General features: G+C 73.5%; 12 protein-coding genes and 1 pseudogene. 9 read left to right on the top strand and 4 right to left on the bottom strand.

Going from position 1 to position 16,095, the window contains the following annotated elements:
• Positions 1–283 precede the first annotated feature (283 nt).
• Positions 284–1,216 (top strand): hypothetical protein, encoded by a 933-nt coding sequence (locus AC3CHW_RS16020; protein ID WP_488470903.1) that lies wholly within the window; start codon positions 284–286, stop codon positions 1,214–1,216.
• A gap of 66 nt (positions 1,217–1,282) precedes the next feature.
• Positions 1,283–1,843 carry a bacterial proteasome activator family protein gene (locus AC3CHW_RS16015; protein WP_488470902.1) on the top strand — a complete coding sequence of 187 codons (561 nt, stop codon included), beginning with the start codon at positions 1,283–1,285 and terminating at the stop codon, positions 1,841–1,843.
• A 325-nt stretch (positions 1,844–2,168) separates the two neighbouring features.
• Here the strand turns inward: AC3CHW_RS16015 and AC3CHW_RS16010 are convergent, their stop codons facing one another.
• On the bottom strand, positions 2,169–3,824 hold the full coding sequence (locus AC3CHW_RS16010) for a Stk1 family PASTA domain-containing Ser/Thr kinase (RefSeq protein WP_488470901.1): 1,656 nt from the start codon (positions 3,822–3,824) through the stop codon (positions 2,169–2,171).
• Positions 3,825–4,130: 306 nt separating this feature from the next.
• Between AC3CHW_RS16010 and AC3CHW_RS16005 the strand changes: the two genes are divergently transcribed.
• Entirely contained in the window at positions 4,131–5,762 is a 1,632-nt protein-coding gene (locus AC3CHW_RS16005) for a protein kinase domain-containing protein (RefSeq protein ID WP_488470900.1), read from the top strand.
• Positions 5,763–6,008: 246 nt separating this feature from the next.
• Here AC3CHW_RS16005 and AC3CHW_RS16000 read toward each other — a convergent pair whose 3' ends face one another.
• From AC3CHW_RS16000 to AC3CHW_RS15990, 3 genes are all read right to left on the bottom strand, one after another.
• Positions 6,009–7,250, bottom strand: a complete 1,242-nt coding sequence (locus AC3CHW_RS16000; RefSeq protein ID WP_488471070.1) for a phosphotransferase — start codon at positions 7,248–7,250, stop codon at positions 6,009–6,011.
• A gap of 81 nt (positions 7,251–7,331) precedes the next feature.
• Positions 7,332–7,796, bottom strand: coding sequence for a pyridoxamine 5'-phosphate oxidase family protein (locus tag AC3CHW_RS15995; RefSeq protein ID WP_488470899.1), 465 nt, complete (start codon positions 7,794–7,796; stop codon positions 7,332–7,334).
• 443 nt (positions 7,797–8,239) lie between these two features.
• Entirely contained in the window at positions 8,240–8,899 is a 660-nt protein-coding gene (locus AC3CHW_RS15990) for a response regulator (RefSeq protein ID WP_176162974.1), read from the bottom strand.
• A 347-nt stretch (positions 8,900–9,246) separates the two neighbouring features.
• Between AC3CHW_RS15990 and pdhA the strand changes: the two genes are divergently transcribed.
• The 6 genes and pseudogenes from pdhA to AC3CHW_RS15960 all read left to right on the top strand — a co-directional run.
• A complete protein-coding gene (gene pdhA / locus AC3CHW_RS15985) occupies positions 9,247–10,398 on the top strand; it encodes a pyruvate dehydrogenase (acetyl-transferring) E1 component subunit alpha (RefSeq protein WP_468059713.1) in 1,152 nt (383 codons plus the stop codon).
• A 1-nt stretch (position 10,399) separates the two neighbouring features.
• Positions 10,400–11,389, top strand: a complete 990-nt coding sequence (locus AC3CHW_RS15980) for an alpha-ketoacid dehydrogenase subunit beta (protein ID WP_398608486.1) — start codon at positions 10,400–10,402, stop codon at positions 11,387–11,389.
• Positions 11,390–11,409: 20 nt separating this feature from the next.
• Positions 11,410–12,900 (top strand): dihydrolipoamide acetyltransferase family protein, encoded by a 1,491-nt coding sequence (locus AC3CHW_RS15975; RefSeq protein WP_488470898.1) that lies wholly within the window; start codon positions 11,410–11,412, stop codon positions 12,898–12,900.
• A 528-nt stretch (positions 12,901–13,428) separates the two neighbouring features.
• Positions 13,429–14,367 carry a (2Fe-2S)-binding protein gene (locus AC3CHW_RS15970; protein ID WP_488470897.1) on the top strand — a complete coding sequence of 313 codons (939 nt, stop codon included), beginning with the start codon at positions 13,429–13,431 and terminating at the stop codon, positions 14,365–14,367.
• Between the two features lie 42 nt (positions 14,368–14,409).
• A complete protein-coding gene (locus AC3CHW_RS15965; RefSeq protein WP_488470896.1) occupies positions 14,410–15,051 on the top strand; it encodes a DJ-1/PfpI family protein in 642 nt (213 codons plus the stop codon).
• A 105-nt stretch (positions 15,052–15,156) separates the two neighbouring features.
• Positions 15,157–16,047, top strand: a pseudogene (locus AC3CHW_RS15960) (S41 family peptidase); the annotation flags it as partial.
• Positions 16,048–16,095 lie beyond the last annotated feature (48 nt).

Below are 16,095 nucleotides of genomic sequence, written 5' to 3'. Positions count from 1 at the left end.
CGCGGACGTGGTCTCAGCGCACCGGCACCGTTCACGACGCGAAGACGTTCCCCGGCCAGTCAGCCCCCCGCGCGCCACCACCAGCACCCGCTCCCCGCGCGCGACCACCAGCGTCCGTCCCCCGGCCGCCACCGCCGCCCCCGGCTCCGGCCCCGCGAGCGGCGGACGCCCCCGCACGGAGGCGCTCCGCCCCCCGACCGCACCCCGCCCCGCCGGTGTTGTCCGGCGGGGCGGGTGGTTGCTGGGCGGGGTGTGCGCACTGGTCATCGCGGTGTCGGGGCCCGTGTCGTCCGGGCACGCGCTGCCCTCGGGGCCACCCGAGCCGTCCGGCGGCCGGCTCGCGGGCAACGGCCCGGGCGAGGGGCGCACCCACCCCGGCCGCGTGGTCCCGCTCAACGGCCTGGAGAACGGCTCGGCCCCCTCCGTACAACCGGGCGACCCCACCGGCCCCGGCCGCCCGCCCGGCCACGAGCGCCCGGCCCCCTCCGAACACGGCGACGCCGCCCGCCCGGACCCCGACCGCGAGCAGGGCCGCGACCCGGCCGACCAGACCGACCCCGATACCGGTCCCCGTCCCGACCCCGACCAGGGCACTGACCACGGCACCGGCCACGACGAGGAGCACGGGGAGGGCCACGGGGACGGCCGCGACCCCGGCGACCCGAACGACCCGAACGACCCGAACGACCCGAACGACCCAGACGGCGACGCGGACGACGCGGACGCGAACGACAGCGACGCGGACGACAGCGACGCGGGTGACGGCGACGCCTCCGCCGCGCCCTCCGACGGCCACCCGTCCCCCGACGCCTCCGCCGCACCGTCCACCGGCCGGGACGCGGCGTCGACGGCGCCGCCCGGTTCCGCGTCCCCGGCTCCGGGCGACGCGTCCCTCGGGCCGGCCGCGCCCGAGGGCCGGCCGCCCTGGGGTGGGTCGCGCGACCACGCGGAGGCGGGGCGCCCCCCGAACGGCTACGGCTGGCACCTGCCCGGCCACCCTCCGGTGCCGCTGCTGCCGTCGGGCGAGGCGGACGGCACGGGCGGCGGGGGACGGCCGGCCGGGGCCGGATCGGGGACGGCGCCCGACGGCGCCACGGGCGGGGAGAGCGCCGCCGAACCGGGCTACCGGGTCATGCGCGTCCTGCCGCTCGGTACGGGCATGGCGCTCACCGGCCTCGGCCTCGCGTACTTCGGCCTCCGCCTGCGCCGGCGCTGAGCGGCCGGTGGCCGGAGCCCGCCCCCGCACCGGCCGTTCGGCGTGACGTACGGAACAATGGGAGTCATGAACCAGCCGATGAACGAACGGTCGCAGGAGAGCCCGCACGTCCTGGTCGTCGGTCCGGACGGGATGGCTCTCGGCAGTGCCGGCTCCCAAGAAGGCGGCGGCGACGACGCGCGCGAGATGCCCGTGACGGACATGGTCGAGCAGCCGGCGAAGGTCATGCGCATCGGCAGCATGATCAAGCAGCTTCTGGAGGAGGTCAGGGCGGCGCCTCTGGACGAGGCGAGCCGGGTTCGGCTGAAGGAGATCCACTCCAGCTCCGTCAAGGAGCTTGAGGACGGTCTCGCGCCGGAGCTGATCGAGGAGCTGGAACGGATCTCCCTGCCCTTCACGGACGAGACGGTCCCCACCGAGGCGGAACTGCGCATCGCGCAGGCACAGTTGGTCGGCTGGCTGGAGGGCCTCTTCCACGGCATCCAGACCGCGCTGTTCGCCCAGCAGATGGCGGCCCGCGCGCAGTTGGAGCAGATGCGCAGGGCGCTGCCGCCGGGCATGGGCGGCGGGGACGAGGAAGAGGGCCAGCAGCCCCCTGGCGGGGCCCGCTCCGGCCCCTACCTCTAAGCCCCTAAACCCCTCTGCCCCCTCTGCCCTTTCGTCCCTCACCCCCCACCCCACACACCCCAGGGCGCGTGGCGTACCGACGTACGCCACGCGCCCCGCGCGTGCGCCACCCGGCCACCGGGACCCGCTCGCACAACCCCGCCCCCGACGCCATCGACCCGCACGACGCCATGGTCCCGCGCGCCGCCATCGGCCCCGACGCCATCGACGCGCGACGCCAGTGCCCCGCGACGACAGCGGCCCCCGCGACCGCTCGGGTCGGGGGGCCGTCGTGCCGGGCGTTCGGCGCTGGCTGCTCGGGGTCTGCTCCGGGTCTGCTGCGGACCTACTCCGGGTTGCCCGTCGAGACCGTCAGCTCGACCTTGTCCTCGTCCGGGTCGAAGGGCTCGCGCTTGTCGAAGGTGTACTCCATGACGGTGCCCTTGCCCCAGGTGTTCTCGTTCATCGGGACGACCTCGTACTTCCAGCCCGCCTTCTTGAGGCAGTTCTTCACCGAGTCGATGTAGAGGTACTGGAACTCCGGCATGATGAACGAGCCCGGCTTGTCCGGGGCGTCGTACGCCTCGGTGCACTTCTCCGGGTCGATGGTCTTGGTCTTGTCGCCTTCCTTGAAGCCGGCCGCCGTCGTGGTCTCCTGGGTCGGCTTGGCCTGCTCCTCCTTGCCGCCGTCGTCACCGCCGCCGCCCTTGAGCGCGAAGGCGACGATCACGGCGATGACCGCGACCGCCGCCACCACGGCCGAGCTGATGATGACCTTCTTGCTCCCGCCGTCACCGCCCTGCCCGCCGCCACCGGCCGCGTGGCCCGGCGTGGTGGCGTACGGGGGCGGGGTGCTGGGGCCGCCGGCCTGGTACGGAGACGGGGTCGGGCTCGGGTAGCCGGCCTGCTGCGGCGCGTACGGGCCGGGCGGCGGCGTGGACGGGCCGAAGCCGCCGCTCTGGTAACCGGCCTGCTGGGGCGGCTGGTACGGGGTCTGCACGCTGTGTTGGGCGGGGGCCTGCGCCGCCTGCTGGTCGACGGGCGGGAAGACCGCCGAGCCGACGCCGGCGCCGCTGCGCTGCGGGCCGCCGCCGGTGATCACCGCGGGGGCGGCGCCGGACTGGCCGCTGCCGAGGATGCGCGCGCACTCGTCGCGCATCGCCTCGGCGGTGGGGAAGCGCTCGTTCGGGTTCTTCTTCAGCGCGCGGGCCACGAGCGCGTCCATGGCCGGCGTCAGCGAGCGGTTGACGGTCGAGGGGGCGACCGGCTCCTCCTGCACGTGCGCGTACGCGATGGCCAGCGGCGAGTCCGCGTCGAACGGCAGCCGCCCGGTGGCCAGCTCGAAGAGCATGATGCCGACCGAGTACAGGTCGGAGCGGGCGTCCACGCCACGGCCGAGCGCCTGCTCGGGGGAGAGGTACTGCGGGGTGCCGACGACCATGCCGGTCTGGGTCATCGAGGTGACGCCCGACTGCATGGCGCGGGCGATGCCGAAGTCCATGACCTTGACCACATTGCGCTTGGTCATCATCACGTTGCCTGGCTTGATGTCGCGGTGCACCAGGCCCATCTCGTGGCTGACCTCGAGCGCCGCGAGCACGTCCGCTGTGATCTTCAACGCCTTGTCGGCGGGCATCGCGCCGTACTGCCGCACGTCCGCGTCGAGCACCGAGCGCAGCGGCTGGCCCTCGACGTACTCCATGACGATGTACGGCATCAGGCCACCGTCGAACTCGTCCTCGCCGGTGTCGAAGACCGAGACGATGTTGGTGTGTGACAGCTTGGCGACGGCTTGGGCCTCGCGACGGAAACGTTCGCGGAACGACTGCTCTCGGCCGAGTTCGGTGTGCAGGGTTTTGATGGCCACCTGGCGGTCCAGGGCCGTGTCGTACGCGAGGTGCACGGAAGCCATTCCGCCCTCGCCCAGGAGGTCTTGGAGCTGGTAGCGCCCGCCGGCGATGGAGTGGCCCTGGTAGCGGCCCTGTGCGCCGTGCTGGCTCATCGTGTACTTCCCCCTTGGCGCACTGCCCTGGCCATTGGGCATTTCACACGCCCGTTGATCCCTCTATCTCGGCCAAGTCTGCCCCAGGGGGCCGACACGTCAAGCCGCGTGCCCGTTCCGTGACCGGATGCGCAAGAAGCCGTCACGTGATTTGCCAGGCTCCGCCCGAAACAGGTTTGATGGCCGGTCCATCACGAACCGGTGGGCCGCCCGGAGCCTGTAGCGTGCCTTAGCGAAGTACGACCCCAGCCGCTGGCCTGGGGAACCCTAGCCCGTGTGAGTGGATAGAAACGACGGCGAGGACTGATGGCACAGACCCAGGGCGCTGAGGGGCCCTCCGATTCTGACGCCACCGGAATTGGAATGTCCGATTCGCCGGAGTTTTGGGGCAACGGCGGGCTGATCGGCGATGGACGGTACCGGCTGACGCACAAGCTCGGCCGCGGCGGCATGGCCGAGGTGTTCGGCGCCGAGGACGTGCGCCTCGGGCGCACGGTGGCCATCAAGCTGCTGCGCGCCGACCTCGCCGAGGACCCGGTCTCCAAGGCGCGCTTCACGCGTGAGGCGCAGTCCGTGGCGGGCCTGAACCACCACGCGGTGGTCGCGGTCTACGACTCGGGCGAGGACCTGGTGGGGGCCGGCGGCCGGCAGCACGTGGTCCCCTACATCGTGATGGAGCTGGTCGAGGGCCACACCATCCGCGACCTGCTGCTCAACGCGGAGGCCCCGCCGCCGGACCAGGCGCTGATCATCGTCTCCGGCGTCCTCGAAGCGCTCGCGTACAGCCACCAGCACGGCATCGTGCACCGCGACATCAAGCCGGCCAACGTCATCATCACCCACAGCGGCGCCGTCAAGGTCATGGACTTCGGCATCGCCCGCGCCCTGCACGGCGCCGCCAGCACCATGACGCAGACCGGCATGGTCATGGGCACCCCGCAGTACCTCTCCCCCGAGCAGGCGCTCGGCAAGGCCGTCGACCACCGCTCCGACCTGTACGCGACCGGCTGCCTGCTGTACGAGCTGCTCGCGCTGCGCCCGCCGTTCACCGGCGAGACCCCGCTCTCGGTGGTCTACCAGCACGTGCAGGACGCCCCGATCCCGCCGTCCGAGGTCTCCGACGGGGTGCCGCCGGAGCTGGACGGGCTGGTCATGCGCTCGCTGGCCAAGGACCCGGACGACCGGTTCCAGAGCGCCGAGGAGATGCGCGGCCTGGTGCAGTACGCGCTCCAGATGCTGCACGAGGAGGGCGGCTACACCGGCACCTGGAACACCGGCCCCGTCGCCCACCTCGGTGCCAGCACCCCCGCCATGGGGTTGCCGGGCGCCTCCGCCATGCCGCACCCCGGCGGCGGCGACACCTCCCAGCAGCCGGTGTTCATCGGGCCCGGCCGGGACGACGACGGCGGGTTCGACGGCGGCCCGCGCGGCGGCGGCGGGCGCGGCAAGATGTGGCTGTTCGCGGCGCTGGCGCTGATCGCCATCGTGGTGGGCGTCGTCCTCGCGCTGAAGGCGGGCGGCGACGGCGAGGGCGGCAAGACGCCGACCAAGACGGTATCGCCGTCGGCCTCCGAGAAGGAGACCAAGGAGCCGACGAAGGAGCCCACGGAACCGTCGTCGCAGCCGACCGAGACCGGCGACGACGGTACGACGGGCGGGACCGGCGGCTGGACCCCGCCGCCGTCCCAGGGCCAGACGACACCGCCGCCCAGCCAGGGCCAGACGACGGAGCCGACGACCGACCCGACGACCGATCCCACCGACGGTGCGACGGAGCCGACCGACCCGGCGACCACGGACGACCCGAACCCGACGACGGACCCGACGACCGACCCCGTGACCGGCGGCAACCAACCGACCGGCGACCCGGGCGGCGGCAACGCGGGCAACGGCGGTGACGCCGGCGGCCCGGGCGGCAACGAGGGCGGCGAGCAGTAGCCGACCCACCCCCGGCACACCTGGCCCACCCGGTCCACCCGGCCCGGCACACGACGGCACAGCGGCGCGGCCCGTACCCCCCCGACTGGGGGCGTACGGGCCGCGCCGCCGCGTGCGGGCCCGCTCGTACGGCCACGGCGACCTGACCTGACCTGACCGGGCCGGACCTGGCCTGAGCTGGCCTGAGCTGGCCTGGCCTGGGCCGGGCTGGCCATGCGGGCGCTCCCGCCCGGCCGTGGGCGTGGCTCACTCGCAGAAGGCCGCGCGTACCGCCTCGTAGCGGCTCGTCCACCAGACGGCCAGGGCGGCCACGGCGGGGAACTGCGGGTCGGCCCGGTGGTCGCCGCGCTGGTAGCGCCAGCGGAGTATCCAGAAGTCGTTCAGCCGCTCCCACCACACCCGGTGCACGGCGGCGGCCAGCTCCTGCGGGCTCGCGCCGGTCGCGGCGCGGTAGCCGCGGGCGTACGGGCGGACCTTGGCCAGCGCGAGGGTGCCGCCGGGGCGGACGAAGAAGATCGCGGCGGCCCGTACCGCCTCCTCGGCGCGCGGCTGGACGCCGAGCCGGTCCCAGTCGACGATCGCCGCCGGTTCGGTGCCTCGGTAGAGCAGGTTGAGCGGGTGGAAGTCGCCGTGCACCCAGCCCGACGCGGGCGTCGTGGCGGGAGTCGGGCGGCGGTGGGCGTGGCGTTCGATGAGCGCGCGGCGCTCGATGAGGCGGTGCTCGGCCAGCTCGTCGAACGCGTCGCGCGGGCGCCGGCGGCGGGCCAGCGCGAGCAGGTCGTCGATGAGGGCGAAGGTCTCGGCGGGATCGGCCGCGACCGGCGAGCCGGGCGGCGCCCCCATCCACGGCGCGGGCGACGGCGCGGGCCCGGGCGACACGTGCGCGGCGTGCGCCGGGTCGCACGGCGGCGGTGCCGGCGACAGGGACGCCGAGCGGGGCCCGGGCAGCAGCCGCGGGGCGGAGGGCTCGGGGCGGCTCGGCGGTGGCGCGGCCCACGACGGCGCGCGCTCCGGGGCGCGGGCCGGGACGGGCGCGGGCGGGGCCGGGGGCTCGGGCGCGGGGGTGGCCGGGTGCGGGGTGGGCTCGGCGCGCATGACGCGGTCGAGGCAGACGTGGACGACGCCGAGCAGTCTGCCGAGCCGACGGCTCTGCGGGCCGGTGAGGTCGCCGCCGTCGCGGTGGGTGCCGTCGATCCAGGGGTGCAGGGCGTAGCAGCGCCCGCCGACGACAGTGACGGTGCTGCCGTCGGCGGCGGCCACCGGCGGCGCGACGGGCACTCCGAGCCCGGCCAGTCGCAGCGTGGCGCGGTGCTGGCGGGCGATGGCCGCCTGGTCACCGTCGAGGTGGTGCTTGAGGAAGTACCGGCCGCGGGTGGTGGTGAGGCGGTAGCCGCGGTTGAGCAACCCCTCGGTCAGCGGCCGGCAGGAGAGCGGCTCTCCGAGGGCCGTGTAGCGCCCGAGGAGGGCGGCGAGGGTGCCCGGGCCCAGGGTCGCGGCACTGTCGTCGGGGGCAAGCCCGCGGGCGGCGACGGCGGTAACGGGTGAGCGCGGCACCCGCCAGATGGTAGATCACACAGCGTGCGCGCTCCGACGCGCAGGGACACCGCTCAGTTGGTGCACGGTGACGAACTGGGGCTCGACGCGCAGGTACACCGGGTCGTACGGGACGCCGTCGGCCGTGCTCGGCGCCTCGCCGAACAGGGCCAGCTCCGCGTCGCTGGGCGTGAACAGCCGGGCGGTGCCGACGAACTGCACCGACCAGACGTCGACCGCGCCGCTCTCGGAGCCGTCGGCCGCGGCCTCGGCGTGGGCGCTGTCGGCGTTGTCCGCGCCGTAGGCGACGACGCTGCCGTCGCAGGCGCTGTGGTAGCCGAAGCCGCGGTGCAGGCGCAGCAGCGCGTGGCCGTCCACCACGATGTGCCGGGCGACCGTCACGAAGGGCAGCGCCCGCATGCTCACGGAGACCCGGCCGTAGCGGGCCTTGCTGAGCAGTGCGATAGCGCGGTCGTCGGCCGTGGGCGTGTCGGTGGGCATGGCACCACCCTGCCCGCCCGCACCCGCCCCATATAGGGGCACCCGCCCCGACGGCCCGGGACGTTGGTCCCGATTGGGGCGCGCACCCGCGCCCGGGGCAACCAGCGCGGTGCGGTGGCGTACGAGGGCGCGCGCCGCCCCGCCGTACGCCCCTGCCATCCAGGTACTCACCCAGCCGCCCGCCCCGGCCCCCGTCCCACGGGAAGCGCCCGCATCGCGGGCCCGGTCTCGCGCGCGTCGCCCGTATCGCTCACCCGGTCTCGCGCGCATCGCCCGCATCGCGCGCCCGGTCTCGCGCGCATCGCCCGTATCGCTCACCCGCCCCGCGCGCATCGCCCGCATCACCGGGAGGGTGGCCGCCGCGCAGCCACGCGGGCCCGCCGGGAAAGTCGAATCGCTCGGGTCGCCGGGGAAATCGTCGGTGGAAAACGCCGGCCGAATCGTCAGTGGCGCTCGGCCTGGAGGCGGGCCACGTAGGCGGCGGCCTGGGAGCGGCGTTCCATGCCGAGTTTGGAGAGCAGGCTGGAAACGTAATTCTTGATCGTCTTTTCGGCGAGGTGCAGTCGCTCGCCGATCGCGCGGTTGGTCAGGCCCTCGCCGATGAGGTCGAGAATGCGGCGTTCCTGTTCCGTGAGGGCGGCCAGTCGCTCGTCGCCCTTCGGGGTGTTCCCGTCCCGTAGCCGTTCCAGGACGCGGGCCGTGGCGACCGGGTCGAGCAGGGACTTCCCGGCGGCGACGTCGCGCACCGCGGATAGCAATTCATTGCCACGGATGGCCTTGAGGACGTAGCCGGACGCGCCGGCCATGATCGCGTCGAAGAGGGCCTCGTCGTCCGCGAACGAGGTGAGCATCAGGCACTTGATTCCCTCGTCCCGGGACCGCACCTCCCGGCACACCTCGACGCCGCTGCCGTCCGGCAGTCGTACGTCCAACACGGCGACATCGGGCCTGGTCGCGGGGATGCGGACCAGCGCGTCAGCGGCCGTTCCGGCCTCGCCCACGACCTCGATGTCCTCCTCGACCGAGAGCAACTCGTGCACACCCCGACGCACGACTTCATGGTCATCGAGCAGGAATACCGTGATTTTTCCTTCTTCGCGCACGATCCCAGTCTCACACACGAACTCTTCCCGTGCTCTTGCCCTCCGGGATAACGTGCCGTTGTTCCGGCGGCCTGCGAGGCTGTGACCAGTGCATGTTCCCCGCTTTCTCGATTTACTTGGAAATCCAAGCAAAATCGCAGGTCAGATGGGGTTTCGCAGACCTGCGACACACTGGGTAACGTGAGTTTCGCGGGCCACCCGCCGGAGCACCTGTCACGCCCGGTCGGGGCATCGGCGCACCCACCCCGTGCGCCGGGGACCGCCGGGCGGAGCCGCCCTTTCGCCTTTGGCGCGAGGACCACCAGCCGCCGGCGGACCCCGGGGGCCGGACAGACGGAGGAGCACACGTGACCGTGGACAGCACTGCCGCGCGCAAGCCACGCCGCAGCAGCAGCACCAAGCGCACCAGGGCCAAGCAGCCGACGGCTGACCAAACCCAGCTCGTACAGTTGCTGACGCCCGAGGGCGAGCGGGTCGAGCATCCCGACTACTCCATCGACTTGACCCCCGAAGAGCTGCGCGGGCTGTACCGGGACATGGTGCTGACGCGACGCTTCGACGCCGAGGCGACGACCCTCCAGCGCCAGGGCGAGCTGGGCCTGTGGGCCTCGCTGCTCGGCCAGGAGGCCGCGCAGATCGGCTCGGGACGCGCGCTGCGCGACGATGACTACGTCTTCCCCACCTACCGAGAGCACGGCGTCGCCTGGTGCCGGGACGTCGACCCGACGAACCTGCTCGGCATGTTCCGTGGCGTGAACAACGGTGGTTGGGACCCGAACTCCAACAACTTCCACCTGTACACGATCGTGATCGGCTCGCAGACGCTGCACGCCACCGGCTACGCGATGGGCGTGGCCAAGGACGGCGCGGACTCGGCCGTGATCGCGTACTTCGGGGACGGCGCCTCCAGCCAGGGCGACGTCGCGGAGGCGTTCACCTTCTCGGCGGTCTACAACGCGCCGGTGGTGTTCTTCTGTCAGAACAACCAGTGGGCCATCTCCGAGCCCACCGAGCGGCAGACCCGCGTCCCGCTCTACCAGCGCGCCCAGGGCTACGGCTTCCCGGGCGTGCGGGTGGACGGCAACGACGTGCTGGCCTGCCTCGCGGTGACCCGGGCCGCCCTGGAGCGGGCCCGCAGCGGGCAGGGCCCGATGCTGGTCGAGGCGTTCACCTACCGGATGGGCGCGCACACCACCTCCGACGACCCGACGCGCTACCGCGCCGACGAGGAGCGGGAACTGTGGGAGGCCAAGGACCCGATCCTGCGGCTGCGGACGTACCTGACCCGCGAGGAGTTCGCGGACGAGGCGTTCTTCACCGACCTGGAGCAGGAGTCGGACGCGCTGGCCAAGCGGGTGCGGGACGCGGTGCGGTCGATGCCCGACCCCGACCACATGGCGATCTTCGAGAACATCTACGCCGACGGGCACGCGCTCGTCGACGAGGAGCGCGCCCAGTTCGCCGCGTACCAGGCTTCGTTCGCCGAGGAGGGTCACTGACATGGCTGCCGGTTCCACCGAGAAGCTGTCGATCGTCAAGGCGATCAACGCATCCCTGCGCAAGTCCCTGGAGACCGACAACAAGGTCGTGATCATGGGTGAGGACGTCGGCAAGCTCGGCGGCGTCTTCCGGGTCACCGACGGGTTGCAGAAGGACTTCGGCGAGGAGCGGGTCATCGACACCCCGCTCGCCGAGTCCGGCATCGTCGGCACCGCCATCGGCCTCGCGCTGCGCGGCTACCGCCCGGTCGTGGAGATCCAGTTCGACGGGTTCGTCTTCCCCGCGTACGACCAGATCGTCACGCAGCTCGCGAAGATGCACGCCCGCGCGCTCGGCAAGGTCAAGATGCCGGTCGTCATCCGCATCCCCTACGGCGGTGGCATCGGCGCCGTCGAGCACCACAGCGAGTCGCCCGAGGCGCTGTTCGCGCACGTCGCGGGGTTGAAGTGCGTCTCGCCCTCGAACGCGTCCGACGCGTACTGGATGATGCAGCAGGCCATCGCCAGCGACGACCCGGTCATCTACTTCGAGCCCAAGCGGCGCTACCACGACCGCTCCGAGGTCAACACCTCCGCGATCCCCGGCCCGCTGCACGCGGCCCGGGTGGAGCGGGCCGGCACCGACCTGACGCTCGCGGCCTACGGGCCGATGGTGAAGGTCTGCCGGGACGCCGCCGCGGCGGCTGCCGAGGAGGGCAAGTCGATCGAGGTGCTCGACCTGCGGTCGATCTCGCCGATCGACTTCGACGGGATCGAGCAGTCGGTGCGCAAGACCGGCCGGCTGGTCATCGTGCACGAGGCGCCGGTCTTCTTCGGCTCCGGTGCCGAGGTGGCCGCGCGCATCACCGAGCGGTGCTTCTACCACCTGGAGGCACCGGTGCTGCGGGTCGGCGGGTTCCACGCGCCGTACCCGCCGTCCCGGCTTGAGGACGAGTACCTGCCGGGGCTTGACCGGGTGCTCGACGCCGTTGACCGAGCGTTGGCGTACTGAGGGCCTGAGGAGCAGCGACGATGAGCAACACCGCACAGCGCTTCCGTGAGTTCAAGATGCCCGACGTGGGCGAGGGACTGACCGAGGCGGAGATCCTCAAGTGGTACGTCCAGGTCGGTGACACGGTCACCGACGGCCAGTCCGTCTGCGAGGTGGAGACGGCGAAGGCTGCCGTCGAACTGCCCATCCCCTTCGACGGCGTGGTGCACGAGCTGCGCTTCGACGAGGGCGTGACCGTCGACGTCGGCACCGTGATCATCTCCGTGGACACCCAGCCGGACGCGGGTCCCGTCGAGCCGGCGGCCCCCGCGGGCGGCCAGGCGGCGCCGGCGGCCGAGCCCGCGGCCGAGCAGGGCGGCGACGAACCCGAGCCCGAGCAGCAGGGCCGGCAGGCCGTGCTCGTCGGGTACGGGGCGGCACCGTCCTCCACCAAGCGCCGGCCCCGCAAGGCGCAGCCGGCCCAGCAGACGGCCCCCTCCTCGGTGGCCGCCGCGCTCCAGCAAGAGCTGAACGGGCACGGGGCGGCCCCGGCCGCTCCGGCGCCGGCCCCCGCGCCGGCCGCGCCCGCGGCCCCGCAGGCCCCGGCCGGCGCGCGTCCGCTGGCCAAGCCGCCGGTGCGCAAGCTGGCCAAGGACCTCGGCATCGACCTCGCGAGCGTCACGCCCACCGGCGACGGCGGCGTGATCACCCGCGAGGACGTGCACGCGGCGGCCAGCGCCGCGGCCCCGCAGGCGGCCCAGCCACAGGCAGCCGTGGCCGAGGCCCAGCCGGTGGCCGCGGCGACCGGCGCCGAGCCGGCCGTGGCCGGCGGCGAGGTCCGGGTGCCGATCAAGGGCGTACGGAAGGCCACCGCGCAGGCGATGGTGGCCAGCGCCTTCACGGCGCCACACGTCACCGAGTTCATCACGGTGGACGTCACGCGCACGATGAAGCTGGTCCAGGACCTCAAGCAGGACCCGGAGATGGCGGGGCTGCGGATCAACCCGCTGCTCCTGATCGCCAAGGCGTTCCTGGTGGCCATCAAGCGCAACCCGGAGATCAACGCGGCCTGGGACGAGGCGAACCAGGAGATCGTCCACAAGGACTACGTGAACCTGGGGATCGCCGCGGCCACGCCGCGCGGTCTGATCGTCCCGAACATCAAGGACGCGGGCCGCAAGACGCTGCCGGAGCTGGCCACGTCGCTGGCCGACCTGGTCGCGACCGCCCGCGAGGGCAAGACCACGCCGGCGGCGATGTCGGGCGGCACGGTGACCATCACCAACGTCGGCATCTTCGGCGTCGACACCGGCACGCCCATCCTCAACCCGGGCGAGTCCGCGATCCTCGCGATCGGCACGATCAAGCTCCAGCCGTGGGTGCACAAGGGCAAGGTGAAGCCGCGCCAGGTGACCACCCTCGCGCTCTCCTTCGACCACCGCCTGGTCGACGGCGAGTTGGGCTCGAAGGTGCTCGCCGACGTGGCGGCGGTCCTGGAGAACCCCGGAAAGCGGCTCATCACCTGGGGCTGACGACCCGAGGTGACCGAGGGGGCTCGCCGCCGCCCCCGCGCCGCCGGGACCGGGGCGTGACGGCGGCGTAGACCGACACCAGGGGCCCGGGCGCACACGATGCGCCCGGGCCCCTGGCATGCCCGGCCCTGGCACGCCCGACCCTGACTGACCCCGGCCCTGGCCGAGCCCGGCCCCGACCGCCCCCGACCGAGCCCGGCCCTGGCCGTGTGCCAGGCGCTCACCGGTGTCCGGCCGGCCCGGCGGCGCTCGCGCAGGCAGTACGACCCGGCCCCCGCGCTTGTCGTACCGGTCATCGCCGAAGCACCCGGACGGCCGCCCCGGGGCGGGCCGGGGCGCGGGTGGCGTGCGGGCGGGGCGCGTACGGGGGCGGCGGGGGTCGGGCGGGGCGCGCCGGTGGCTCCGGCGCGTGGCGGGCGGACTGCCTCGACGGTGTCCACCCGTTGGGCGTCGATGATCAGAAGCACGCTCAGATACCGCTAAGGTAAGGCTAGCCTTGCTTCTGAACTTGGTGCTGAGGAACTGCCGATGACGCTGGCCCTTGCCCCGGCCTGCCCGCCCGACGACGCCACCGCCCCGACCTGCGCGCACCTGCTCGCCCGTGGCTACGAACGCCTGGCCGCGCTCTGCGAGCCGCTCCACCTGGACGTCCGATGGCCCACCGAGGCACCGACCCCAACTCCCGGCGCCGCCTACCCGTTTGCCGAACACGCCGCCCGCGTCAGCCAAGCTGACAACCCCTCAGCCGCCGAGCCCCACCGCCCCACCCTCGAACAACTCGCCACCGACACCGAGTTGCTCGCCGCCTTCCTGGACGCCGAGGCGACCCGCATCGCCGCCGGCGGCGACGCCGTCCCGCGCCGTCACGCCGTCGCGGCGCGCGCCCTGCACGGCTGCCTGTGGTCGGTGTCGCTGCTGCTCAGCGGCGTGTGGTACCTCGAACGCCGGGTGCCGCTGCTGGACCAACGCGCGGTGCGCTGCGACCTGTCGAGCAACCGGTACGAGGTCACCCCGGGCGGCTTCCTCTGCCTGCCGGACGACCCGGCGGCCGGACTGCCCGGGGTGCGGACCGTGCCGGACGAGGAGGCGCTGCGCGCGGAGCTGCGGGACGGCTTCGCCGCGCTGGTAGGGCCGTTGCTCGCCGCGATCGGCCCGTGGTTCCGGCGCGGTCCGCGCGCCCTGTGGGGGATGGCCGGCGACGACCTGGTCTCCGGCATCTGGACGCTGGGCCGGCTGCTCGGCGAGGAGGAGCACGCGGCGCGGCTGGCCGGCGAGGTGCTGCCGCACGCCATCGCGCCCTACCCCGACGGCGCGGGCTTCCGCCGCCTGACCGGCGCCACCGGCCGCGCCCATCTGACCCGCACCCGCACCGGCTGCTGCCTGTACTACGCGATCCGCCCCGCCGAAGCCTGCGGGACCTGTCCCAGGACGGGGGACGCGGAGCGGCTGCGGCGGCTTGAGGGCTGAAAATGCCGGGCCGTGTGGGGCGGGTGCTGATTCGATGGACGCATGAGTAGCGACGGACGTGCGATTGACGACAGCGGTGCGGGCCCGATCCGTACCATCGGCATCTTCCTCTTCCCCGCGGTGGAGGAGTTGGACGCGATCGGCCCCTACGAGGTCCTGGCGTACTGGACCTACCACTACCCCGACGACAACTGGCGCGTGCTCACCTTCTCCGCCGACGGCGCGCCCGTCACCTGCGCGAAGGGTCTGACCGTCCAGGCCCACCGCAGCGAGGCCGAACTGCCCGACCTCGACGTGCTCATCTACCCCGGCGGCCGGGGCACCCGCCCGGTCCTCACCGACCAGGCCCATCTGGACTGGGTGGCCCGCCAGCGCGAGCGCGTCCCGCTGATGGTCAGCGTGTGCACGGGCGCCCTGGTGTACGCGGCGGCCGGCCTCCTCGCCGGCCGCCCGGCCACCACCCACTGGGCCTCCCTCGACCACCTCCGCGAACTCGACCCGACCATCGACGTCCGCGCCGGCGAACGCTTCGTGGACGACGGCGACCTGGTGACCAGCGCGGGCATCTCCGCCGGCATCGACATGACCCTCCACCTCGTCGGCCGCCTGGTCTCGCCGGAACGCGCGGAGGCGGTCCGCAAGGGACTTGAGTACGAGCCGCAGCCGCCGGTGTTCGCGGGGTAGCGGTGGGCCAGGCGTCACGCCGCGCACCCCCGAACGCCGCCGAACTCGCCTTCGGGGTGGGGAAATCCCCACCCCGGCCAGGGCTGCTAGGCCGATGGTCCCGACACCGCCGACGGAGCGAGCATGGGGCTCCGCGACATGGTGCGTCCGCTGCACGACGCGCACGTGTCCGTCGAGGCCGGCGCCACCGGCCGGTTCTTCGCCGTCCGGCCCGGCACCACCATGCCCGACGAGGCGATGGACGCCCGCGTGACCTCGTACATCGAGGACCGCGACCTGGGCGGCCGGCCGCTCACGCGGTACGCGGGCGCCCGGATCGGCTATGCGGACCTGCCGGGCGACCGGGGCTACCTGCGGATCTCCGGGTTCCTCGGCTACTCCGAGACGCCGACCTACGAGGCCAACAAGGCGGCGCTCGACCGGGCCCTCGACGCCATCCTCACCGCCGAGCGCACCCGGAAGCTGCGCGGGCTCGTCATCGACCTGCGGGTCAACGGCGGCGGGGCCGACTCCTTCGGCCTCCGACTCGCCTCACGGCTCACCGACCGGCCCTACTTCGCGTACGCCAAGCGCGCCCGCAACGACCCGAGCGACCCGACCCGGTTCACCGACCCGCAGCCGCAGTACGTCACGCCCGCCCGCGCGCCCCGGTACGGCGGACCGATCGCGGTGCTCACCGGCGGCTCGACGATCAGCGCGGGCGAGACGTTCACGCAGGCCCTGATGGACCGGCCGGGCCGAACCGTCCGCATCGGCGAGCACACCCAGGGCGTCTTCTCCGACACGCTGGAGCGCGCCCTGCCCGGCGGCTGGCGGATCAACGTGCCGAACGAGGAGTTCCGGACCCGCTCGGGCCAGTCCTTCGACGGCCCCGGCATCCCGCCGCACCTGTACGAACCCGTCTTCACCGAGGAGGAGTTCGCCCACCGCCGCGACTCGGCCTTCGACCGGGCCCTGCGGGTGCTGCCGAGCGGCGGCGCGCTCGGCGCCGCGTAGCCGGCCGGTCGTTCCTCGGCCCGCGCGCCACGTGGCTCCCGGCCAGGT

It is taken from the genome of Streptomyces sp. MGP-BFMKR1 (genome assembly GCF_057766585.1).
Note: the sequence above shows the minus strand (reverse complement) of the source record. Positions and strands in the feature narration are given on the sequence as shown.

Coding starts and splice junctions, on each gene's coding strand:
- AC3CHW_RS16015 (WP_488470902.1), top strand. CDS start 1,283: ATGAACCAGCCGATGAACGAACGGTCGCAGGAGAGCCCGCACGTCCTG.
- AC3CHW_RS16010 (WP_488470901.1), bottom strand. CDS start 3,824: ATGAGCCAGCACGGCGCACAGGGCCGCTACCAGGGCCACTCCATCGCC.
- AC3CHW_RS16005 (WP_488470900.1), top strand. CDS start 4,131: ATGGCACAGACCCAGGGCGCTGAGGGGCCCTCCGATTCTGACGCCACC.
- AC3CHW_RS15995 (WP_488470899.1), bottom strand. CDS start 7,796: ATGCCCACCGACACGCCCACGGCCGACGACCGCGCTATCGCACTGCTC.
- AC3CHW_RS15980 (WP_398608486.1), top strand. CDS start 10,400: ATGGCTGCCGGTTCCACCGAGAAGCTGTCGATCGTCAAGGCGATCAAC.
- AC3CHW_RS15975 (WP_488470898.1), top strand. CDS start 11,410: ATGAGCAACACCGCACAGCGCTTCCGTGAGTTCAAGATGCCCGACGTG.
- AC3CHW_RS15970 (WP_488470897.1), top strand. CDS start 13,429: ATGACGCTGGCCCTTGCCCCGGCCTGCCCGCCCGACGACGCCACCGCC.
- AC3CHW_RS15965 (WP_488470896.1), top strand. CDS start 14,410: ATGAGTAGCGACGGACGTGCGATTGACGACAGCGGTGCGGGCCCGATC.